This window comes from Acinetobacter sp. UBA2063 (assembly GCF_002333245.1).
GTDB lineage: Bacteria > Pseudomonadota > Gammaproteobacteria > Pseudomonadales > Moraxellaceae > Acinetobacter > Acinetobacter parvus.
The window spans coordinates 1-9,522 of the sequence record NZ_DDAH01000199.1 but is presented as its reverse complement, the minus strand read 5'-3'; the positions used below and the strand labels follow the sequence as shown (position 1 = coordinate 9,522).

At 41.3% G+C, this 9,522-nt stretch carries 9 protein-coding genes and 2 pseudogenes; 7 read left to right on the top strand and 4 right to left on the bottom strand.

From position 1 onward, the window contains the following. Positions 1-174: pseudogene (locus B4H32_RS09730) on the top strand (hypothetical protein); the annotation flags it as partial. Between the two features lie 42 nt (positions 175-216). On the opposite strand, the pseudogene B4H32_RS09725 reads toward B4H32_RS09730, so the two are convergent. Further along, positions 217-303: pseudogene (locus tag B4H32_RS09725) on the bottom strand (cytochrome b); the annotation flags it as partial. 262 nt (positions 304-565) lie between these two features. On the opposite strand from B4H32_RS09725, the gene B4H32_RS09720 reads away from it, so the two are divergent. After that, positions 566-949 carry a hypothetical protein gene (locus B4H32_RS09720; protein ID WP_004682603.1) on the top strand — a complete coding sequence of 128 codons (384 nt, stop codon included), beginning with the start codon at positions 566-568 and terminating at the stop codon, positions 947-949. Positions 950-987: 38 nt separating this feature from the next. Further along, positions 988-1,554 (top strand): ribonuclease HII, encoded by a 567-nt coding sequence (rnhB, locus tag B4H32_RS09715; RefSeq protein WP_004682602.1) that lies wholly within the window; start codon positions 988-990, stop codon positions 1,552-1,554. Between the two features lie 81 nt (positions 1,555-1,635). Here the strand turns inward: rnhB and csrA are convergent, their stop codons facing one another. The 3 genes from csrA to alaS form a co-directional block, all read right to left on the bottom strand. Beyond that, complete coding sequence (csrA, locus tag B4H32_RS09710; RefSeq protein ID WP_004676965.1) at positions 1,636-1,899, bottom strand: carbon storage regulator CsrA; 264 nt, start codon at positions 1,897-1,899, stop codon at positions 1,636-1,638. Positions 1,900-2,135: 236 nt separating this feature from the next. Then, positions 2,136-3,416, bottom strand: a complete 1,281-nt coding sequence (locus tag B4H32_RS09705; RefSeq protein ID WP_004682601.1) for an aspartate kinase — start codon at positions 3,414-3,416, stop codon at positions 2,136-2,138. Positions 3,417-3,483: 67 nt separating this feature from the next. Beyond that, the gene (gene alaS / locus B4H32_RS09700; protein ID WP_171055692.1) at positions 3,484-6,174 is read right to left on the bottom strand and encodes an alanine--tRNA ligase; all 2,691 of its coding nucleotides are present in this window, start codon (positions 6,172-6,174) and stop codon (positions 3,484-3,486) included. Positions 6,175-6,356: 182 nt separating this feature from the next. On the opposite strand from alaS, the gene B4H32_RS09695 reads away from it, so the two are divergent. The 4 genes from B4H32_RS09695 to B4H32_RS09680 form a co-directional block, all read left to right on the top strand. Beyond that, entirely contained in the window at positions 6,357-7,394 is a 1,038-nt protein-coding gene (locus B4H32_RS09695) for a type I glyceraldehyde-3-phosphate dehydrogenase (protein ID WP_004682520.1), read from the top strand. Between the two features lie 24 nt (positions 7,395-7,418). Further along, positions 7,419-7,733 carry a hypothetical protein gene (locus B4H32_RS09690; RefSeq protein ID WP_004676969.1) on the top strand — a complete coding sequence of 105 codons (315 nt, stop codon included), beginning with the start codon at positions 7,419-7,421 and terminating at the stop codon, positions 7,731-7,733. Positions 7,734-8,003: 270 nt separating this feature from the next. Beyond that, positions 8,004-9,050, top strand: a complete 1,047-nt coding sequence (locus tag B4H32_RS09685) for a carboxypeptidase-like regulatory domain-containing protein (protein WP_004682518.1) — start codon at positions 8,004-8,006, stop codon at positions 9,048-9,050. Positions 9,051-9,247: 197 nt separating this feature from the next. Next, a partial coding sequence (locus B4H32_RS09680; RefSeq protein WP_286802658.1) for an ATP phosphoribosyltransferase regulatory subunit occupies positions 9,248-9,522 on the top strand: 275 nt, incomplete at its 3' end.

Sequence of the window (9,522 nt, the reverse complement as noted above, 5' to 3'; positions counted from 1 at the left end):
GGTCGGGGAGGATGTCAATTTGGTGGTTATATGAATGATAATTTTATTGCCATCCAGCAAGCTTTGGATTTAAGCAATGAAGAGTTAAAGCAGCTTGCAACCAACTCTTTTGAGGCTTCATTTATTTCTGATCAGGAAAAGCAGAAATGGATTGCAGAGATTAAAAAGATTTAAGTTTAAAAAACCGCGTGAAGCGGTTTTTTTATGGTTGTTATTTTATTTCGGCTGTCTCAACATACTCAGCAAAACATTATCCTTATCAGTCACATGATGTTTAATGGCTGCCAGAATGTGTTCAGCAATTGCAACACTTGTGCTGTGCGGGTATAACACTGTGCTGAGTTTGACATTGCAACATCCTGGCTGTTTGAAATGAACTGATTTTAAATAGGGCTTTTTCTGTCTCATACAGCATCGTTGTAATGGAGCGTTTTATGTGTGCAACAGTCTTAATCAAACCCGAATCTGTCATTGTTATATGATGTAAAGATGGCGATGTGTTATTTCATAAAATAAGCCATTTAGGCACAATACGCCTGACAAAATTAAGATACAGGTAAGAATCGTGAAAAAGTTATTATTGATTGCTGCTCCCCTTGTTTTAGCGCTATCTGGATGTGTTGCCCCAAATGGAGCCAGTCCAGTAACCACAACTTCACAGCAGTTGGGTATGGCCGCGCTTAAAATCGCCGTAAATGCGAAATGCCTGAATGAGATCAATACATTGCCTGCATGGAAAACCGCAACACGTTATATGACTGCGGACCAGCGTGACAATATCCAAACCAATGTCTGTGGCTGTGTCAGTGACAAGGCACCGAATAGTGTAACTGCTGTTGAGCTTGCAACTGCTGCCATTGATCCATCCGCACGCGCAACAATTGTCAATCAGGTGGTTTCACAAACCGTGAACGCCTGTGTTGCTGAAACACTGAAACGAGTGCAATAAGAGACTAGGCTGAGAGATCAGCCTTTTGTGAGATAAAGATGAAAATAGCAGGTGTAGATGAAGCTGGAAGAGGCCCACTGGTTGGTTCTGTTGTGGCGGCCGCGGTCATTTTAGATCCAGACAATCCCATTGTGGGCCTGAATGATTCCAAGAAACTGACTGAAAAGAAGCGTGAAAAACTCTTTATCGAGATTCAGGAAAAAGCGCTGGCCTGGTCAATTGCTGAGGCAACACATGCTGAAATTGATGAGTTGAATATCTTACAGGCAACATTTCTTGCCATGCGCCGTGCGGTCGAAAGCTTGAACGTTCAGCCAGAAAAAGTCATTGTGGATGGTAATCAAATTCCAAAGGGCATTAGCATTGCATGTGAGGCTATTGTTGGGGGAGATGCTAGTCATGCTGAAATCAGTGCCGCCAGTATTTTAGCGAAAGTGACACGTGACCGACAAATGCAGGCTCTGGATTTAATCTACCCTGATTTTGGGTTTGCCAAACATAAAGGCTATCCAACCAAGGCTCATTTTGATGCAATTGCTGCACATGGCGTTATTTATGAGCATCGACGTAGTTATGCACCCGTAAAAAAAGCACTGGGTTTATAATAGGGTATAAAATATCTATCCTAAACATAATTAAAGCGACTAATATGAGTCGCTTTAATTATTGGAGAAGAATTCTGCGTATTAACGATTAAAGTTATTATGTCGAGCAAAATCGTTATTATCTTCTTCATAGGAAACTTGATAATCTTGATCAAGATGTTGTAAATGCTCATGCATGGCACGTTCATGTTGGATACGTTGGTAAATTTCCTCACGATGCACAGAAACTTCTTTAGGAGCATTTACACCAATACGCACCTGATTGCCTTTTACGCCAAGCACAGTGACACTGACTTGATCCCCAATCATTAATGTTTCTCCGACACGACGGGTCAGAATCAGCATGTTCATCTCCTTGCTAAACGCTTAAACTTGCAACAGGGAATTGTTTGAAAGCACAGCCTTAATATACAGAAAAATCTAAACAGAAATAAGTAAAAACAATATTTTTTCGTAAGTTCTGTTGAGATGCTCTGAAAAACCTCATGGGTTAATATAACAGAGCCACTGTAGTAAAAACTATAGTGGCTCTTATTTTTTTACTATTTACTTGAAAGTAAATATGTTTAAGCAGCTATTAATTAAGCACGTGCACTGCTTTCGCCATGTTCACGGTCTAAACCAAAAACAGTATGTAAACAACGTACCGCAAGCTCTAAATAGTTTTCTTCAATAATCACTGAAATCTTGATTTCAGAAGTGGATATCATCAGGATATTGATGCCTTCTTCAGCCAGTGCAGTAAACATTTTGCTTGCCACACCTGCATGCGAGCGCATGCCTACACCCACAATGGACACTTTTACGATATCGTCGCGTGTTGCAACTTCACGTGCGCCAATGGCTGTAGCAGTTTCTTCCAGAATCTTTTTCGCTTTCGCAAGCTCGCCACGGTTCACTGTGAAAGTAAAATCAGTGGTGCCATCTTCTTCCACATTCTGGATAATCATATCCACTTCAATGTTTGCCGCACCGATTGGTGATAAAATTTTAGATGCAACACCTGGAACGTCAGGAACACCCAAAATTGTTAATTTTGCTTCGTCACGGTTAAATGCGATACCTGAGATAATTGGTTGTTCCATGTCGTCTTCTGCCTCAGTAGTAATAAGTGTGCCTACGTTTTGTTTAAATTCTTCATCAAATGCGCCATCATCATCATTATCAAAACTTGATAATACGCGTAATGGAACCTGATATTTACCTGCGAATTCAACAGAGCGAATTTGTAAGACCTTTGAACCCAAAGATGCCATTTCCAGCATTTCTTCAAATGAAATACGATCCACTTTTTTAGCTTTGGGTGCAACACGTGGGTCGGTGGTATATACACCATCTACATCAGTGTAGATCTGGCATTCATCTGCCTTTAATGCCGCAGCAAGTGCAACGCCAGAGGTATCAGAACCACCACGACCTAAGGTTGTGATATTGCCATCGGCATCAAAACCCTGAAAGCCTGCAACAACCAGAACACGGCCCGCATCAAGGTTAGCAGACATAACCTCAGTATCAATGGATTCAATACGGGCTTTGGTGAATGCGCTGTCAGTCTTGATACCGACCTGACGACCTGTATAGGATTTAGCTTCCACACCAATCGAGTTCAGCGCCATCGCTAACATGGAAATCGTAACCTGTTCACCCGTTGATACCATTTGATCAAGTTCACGTGGATCAGGTGTGCTGGTAATGGCTTTTGCAAGCGCAAGCAGGCGGTTGGTTTCACCACTCATTGCAGACACAACCACGACCACCTTGTGACCGTGATCATGCCAGCGCTTGACACGACGAGCAACATTTAAAATGCGCTCAGGAGTACCCATAGAGGTGCCGCCATATTTTTGAACGATTAATGCCATAGTTGTTCCATATAAGCCATGACCCTGAGAGGCATCAGGGTCAGTTACACAAAAAGTGAAGTGTTTATTATTGTTCAAGCCAAGCAGGCAGGGCTGCAATCACTTGATCAAACTTCTCGTTGAGTGGCGCGCCACCTTGTGCCAAGTCAGGTTTACCACCACCTTTGCCACCCAGCTCCTGAGCCAGGTGTTTGATGATGTCACCCGCTTTTAGATGTGCAGTATATTGTTTAGCAACGGAGGCGATTAAACTCACTTTATCGCCCTCAACGCCAGCTAAAATAATGACTGCATCATCTAATTTTGATTTTACGCTGTCATGCAGGTTGCGTAATGATTTTGCATCTAAACCTTGTACAGTGGTAATCAGGGTTTGACGACCTGCAATTTCTTTCACCTGATCAAGCAGGTCAGCCGCCTGGAAGCTCGCCAATTTCTGGTTTAACTGTTCAATCTGCTTTTGTAGGCTTGAAGCTGTTTCAACAATCGCTTCAACTTTTTCTACAGTTTGATCTTTTTGCGCTTTCAATAAAGCATTGATCGTCTGAATATCAGCTTCAGCTTTTTGAACAACTTCAAGTGCTTTTGTACCTGTTACGGCTTCAATACGGCGAACACCAGCTGCTACACCACCTTCAGAAGTGATTTTGAATAAACCAATATCACCTGTCCGCTTAACATGAATACCACCACAAAGCTCGATAGAGAAGTTTTTCTCTTCAATAATAGAACCCATAGAAAGTACGCGAACTTCTTCACCATACTTTTCACCAAAAAGCATCATTGCGCCTTTGGCTTTCGCTGATTCAATATCAAGTAATTCAGTGCTTACTGCCGTATTGGCAATCACTTCAGCATTAACTAAACGCTCAATCTGTTGCAATTGTTCAAATGAAACAGGTTGGTCATTGGCAAAGTCAAAACGTAAAATATCACTCGCAACCAAAGAACCTTTCTGCTGAACATGCTCACCCAGAATTTGACGCAAAGCGGCATGTAAAAGGTGGGTTGCAGAGTGGTTACGTGCGGTTGCGGCACGAATGTCTGCTTTAACTGTTGCTTCAACGTTTTGAGTCGCTTTTAGGCTACCCATAGTGACGATACCTTGGTGTACAAAAGCACCACCAGATTTTTTAGTATCTTGAACTTCAAAAATACCCGTATCGTTCTTGAAGATACCTGTGTCACCAATTTGACCACCGCTTTCAGCATAGAAAGGGGTCTGGTTTAATACGATCAGTGCTTCATCACCTTCGTTGATTTCATCAACCTGCACGCCATCTTTATAGATCGCAACAATTTGACCTTGGCCTTGAGTTGCGTCATAGCCATCAAACTGGGTTTCGCCCTCAACTTTGACAATGCTGTTGTAGTCAACTGCAAACTTGCCTGCATCACGCGCACGTTGACGTTGTGCTGCCATTTCCACTTCGAAACCAGCTTCATCAATGGTCAGGTCACGTTCACGCGCAATATCAGCGGTTAAGTCGGTCGGGAAGCCGTAAGTATCATAAAGTTTAAATACAGTTTCACCTGGGATGACATTGCCTTTTAGTTGAGCCAATTCACCTTCAAGTAATTTCAGGCCTTGTTCAAGTGTTTTCGCAAATTGCTCTTCTTCTTTCAGCAGTTGCGCTTCAATTCGTGCTTGCTGTGCAGCAAGTTCTGGATAAGCATCGCCCATCACTTCAATCAGAGGTTGCAACATCTTGTAAAAGAATGAACCAGTCGCACCGAGCTTGTTACCATGACGTACGGCACGACGAATGATACGACGCAACACATAACCACGACCTTCATTTGAAGGATTAACACCGTCAGCAATCAAGAATGAGCATGAACGTGCATGATCTGCAATGACTTTTAAAGAAGCTGGGTATTCAACTGGTTTATTTTGAGCTTTCGCTTCAGCTTCAATTGCGGTGGTATCCAAACCAATGATGTCAGCTGCTGCTTTTAATAAGTGCTGGAACAGGTCAATTTCGTAGTTTGAATTGACATGTTGCAGAACCGCAGAAATACGCTCCAAACCCATACCTGTATCAACAGAAGGCGCTGGAAGAGGGTGCATCACACCATCCGCAGTACGGTTGAACTGCATGAAAACGTTGTTCCAGATTTCAATGAAACGGTCGCCATCTTCTTCAGGTGTTCCTGGTAAGCCACCCCAGATGTGGTCGCCATGATCATAGAAGATTTCAGAACATGGACCACAAGGACCTGTATCGCCCATTGCCCAGAAGTTATCAGAGGCGTATTTGCCACCTTTGTTATCGCCAATACGGATGATACGTTCAGCATCGATTCCGATTTCTTTGTTCCAGATATCAAATGCTTCATCATCGGTATGATAAACCGTGACATATAAACGATCTTTCGGTAAGCCTAACCATTGTTCGCTGGTTAAAAATTCCCAAGCAAATTTCAGTGCATTTTCTTTAAAATAATCACCGAAAGAAAAGTTACCTAACATTTCAAAGAAAGTATGATGACGTGCGGTATAACCTACATTGTCGAGGTCATTGTGTTTGCCGCCTGCACGTACACATTTTTGAGATGAAACAGCACGAACATAATCACGCTTTTCTAAACCTAAGAAACAATCTTTAAACTGGTTCATACCAGCATTGGTAAACAGTAAAGTTGGGTCGTTGGCAGGAACGAGAGAACTCGAAGCAACACGTGTATGCCCTTGCGATTCGAAGTAACGCAAAAATGCTTCACGGATTTCAGCGGATGTCATAAAACGAGTACTCACAACCAAGCGTCCATAATTTTGAAAGTGCTAAATTATAGCGGAAAATGTGTGCCCGACCAACGATTTTACAAGTAATCTTAGATAAAACTGTGTTTAGGCTAAAAATCTATATTCAATGCTGGCTTGCATGTTTTACCATATAACATAGAAAAGATGATGTTTTGATGAATTAAGGGCACCACATGCAACGTATCGCGATTAATGGATTTGGCCGAATTGGCCGCAATGTGCTACGGGCATGGTTTGAAAATCCCAAACAATTTCAGTTTGAAATTGTCGCAATTAACGATATTGCTGATGTTCGGACATTGGCTCATTTATTTAAGTATGACACCACACACGGGCGTTTTGCAGGTCAGGTTGAAATCCAGATAGAAGATGAACAGATTTTCTTGAATATTCAGTCCAATCAGCGTCAATTAAAACTACAGGTTTTTAAACAGGTACAACCTGAGTTATTACCTTGGGCGGCTTTAAAAATAGATGTGGTACTGGAATGTACAGGATTGTTTCGTTCCAGAGCCGATGCAACCCGTCATATACAGGCAGGAGCAAAGCGGGTGATTATTGGGGCAGCGCCTTTTGACTCTGTTGATGCCGCAATTGTCTATGGTGTCAATCATGCCGAAGTCAAAGCCACGGACCAGATTATTTCCAGTGTGTCCTGTACCACACAGGCTTTGGTGCCATTGGTGAAAATTATTGATGATGCCTTTGGAATTGAAACAGCGCTGATGACTGAAATCCATGCGGTGACTGCGGATCAGTCGGTGCTGGATCACGCCCATCGTGATTTGCGCCGTGCCCGTGCATCGGGACAGAACATTATTCCTACCACATCCAGTGCTTTGGGTGCATTAAAACAGGTGATGCCGAAAATGGAAAACCGTATTGATGGTTATTCCATTCGTGTCCCTACAATTAATGTTGCAGCGATTGACCTGACTTTTATTTCCCAGTCACCTATTACCGTGCATAAAGTCAATGAAGTCCTGACTAAGGCTGCGAAATTTCACTATGCCCAGATTATGCAGGTCACAGATGAAGATCTTGTTTCAAGCGACTTTAACCACTCACCATATTCCTTAATTGTAGATTTAACCCAGACCATGGTCGTCGGACATCAGGCCAAGGTCTTTGCATGGTATGATAATGAATGGGGATATGCCAATCGCTTACTTGATTTATGTGAATCATTTGATTCGAAAAATATTAAATAAATAACAACGGATTTGGAGAACGGAATGATATTAATATTGATTTGGGGTTTTATTGGTCTGTTATTGATTGCAGTTACTTTCTTGTTTTGGTTTCAGTTTAAAAATAAACAGCAACCTGCTGTTGATCCGCAAGTATTGTATCTGGAAGAAAAAGTTCTACATCTGGAATCCCACCTTAAAAAGAGTCTGGAAATTATGCAGGACCTAGCAAAGAAAATGCATGTCCAGCAAGAAGTGCTGGATCGGACTGTTGCAAACATTGCGGCGTTGGAAAAGCAAAATGTTGAGTTGGTCAATGTTTTGGAAGTGGTTGTTAAAAATGGGAAAAATATGCCCTAAATTTGTCCCCCTTGAATAAGGGGTTGATAAATTAGTATGTATAACTATTTGTTTTTATTAAATATTTTGATGCAAATTTAAGAAAAATAAGCAATATATTCCAATACATAAAACCTATAAAAAACAATTATTAATTTTTGTTGGGTGGTTAAATATTTTTTAACCATCCGTTTTGATTGCAATTCCACTTGATGTGTATCTAGAACGCTCATTATGATGAATTTGTGCTTCATAAAGTATTGATCGAAAAACACATAGGGGTGTCTGATAATGAATAAAACAACTTTAAAACGTACGGCAATATGCTCAGCTTTATTGAGTGCCGTTGTCATGGTTGCGGGATGTAATGATGATGACAACTCATCCAGTAATAATTCTGGACAGCAACAAACGACAACCGAAAAGCTTACAGGTACCGTTGCAACTGGAGCTGCTCTGGCTGGTGCGAATGTTGAAGTGGTCAATAAAAATGGCACAACTAAATCAGTTGTTGCGGGGGCAGATGGTAAATTCAGTATCGATGTTGAAAAGGGAGCACCTTATTTATTAAAGGCAACTAAAGGTACTGGTGAATCCCAAGTTACCCTATATTCTTATGCTTCGGCTGCTGGTAATGTCAATGTAACCCAATTAACCACACAGGCAATTTTGGCTGCCAACAAAGCGGATGAAAAACGTGATTACAACTCATTGGCAGAAATTTATACCAATTGGGCAAAACTGACTAAAGACAGTACTAGTGATGAAATAAATGCTGCTATTGATAAAGCCGCAAAAGAAGTTGTTGCGAACTTAAAGACCGTATTTGATGCAAATATAGATACGAGTAAAGGTTATCCAAACATTTTTAAAACTGCGTTTAATGCAGATTCTACTGGTCTGGACAAGGTTCTGGATCAAGTTAAGATTAATGGTTTGAATAGTAAATGTACGGGTATTGGTAGCACATATAGTTGTAATGTGCAGTACGTCGTCAATGGGCAAAACTTTGCATGGAATTATAGTGTTGATACAACAGGTCTAAATGTCGTTGTTGATCTAGGAAATAATCCAAATATCCCTTCAGGAAATTATAATTTGAATGTTACAACTTCTGTGATGGGGCAAGGTGCAACAGTAACAGTGAAGAATGTTCCAAAACCAGCTAATCAAAATGAATTCTGTGGTTCTAATGATGTCACAGCACAATTACCAAATGGTCAGTTTAAGATTAATAGCTGTAGCTTTAATGGTACGGTAGGTAATATCAATGCGACAGTAAATGCAAACGGTTTCAGTGTTACCTATGATGTGAAGTATGAGTATAGCCCAGCATAATCAAATTTAAAAAACTTGGAATTGATTTTAGGCAATCATTTTGGTTGCCTATTTTTATGCGGGATTTACTAAAATTCTCAGGTGCATCATAGAAATCTTCATGTTACACTACGCTGAATCGGGCATTCACCCGATTTTTTTATGTGGTTGCTTTTTATGTGGATGCCTCCACGTTGAACAGATTTTAGGTTTGAAACATGACCATTTCAGAGACATGGTTGCTCCCTGACGGGGTAGCAGATGTATTACCCGAACAAGCGCAAATGGTTGAAACCCTGCGACGGGAAGCTTTAGATTTCCTCGCTGTTCGAGGATATCAACTGGTATACACTCCATTTATTGAATACATCGAATCGTTGTCTTCACTTTCAGAATCCAATCAAGATTTAGACTTGGTCACCTTTAAGGTGATTGACCAGCTTTCAGGTCGCCTGCTTGGTGTGCGTGCGGATATGACACCGCAAGTTGCACG

Coding starts and splice junctions, on each gene's coding strand:
- rnhB (WP_004682602.1), top strand. CDS start 988: ATGAAAATAGCAGGTGTAGATGAAGCTGGAAGAGGCCCACTGGTTGGT.
- csrA (WP_004676965.1), bottom strand. CDS start 1,899: ATGCTGATTCTGACCCGTCGTGTCGGAGAAACATTAATGATTGGGGAT.
- B4H32_RS09705 (WP_004682601.1), bottom strand. CDS start 3,416: ATGGCATTAATCGTTCAAAAATATGGCGGCACCTCTATGGGTACTCCT.
- B4H32_RS09695 (WP_004682520.1), top strand. CDS start 6,357: ATGCAACGTATCGCGATTAATGGATTTGGCCGAATTGGCCGCAATGTG.
- B4H32_RS09690 (WP_004676969.1), top strand. CDS start 7,419: ATGATATTAATATTGATTTGGGGTTTTATTGGTCTGTTATTGATTGCA.
- B4H32_RS09685 (WP_004682518.1), top strand. CDS start 8,004: ATGAATAAAACAACTTTAAAACGTACGGCAATATGCTCAGCTTTATTG.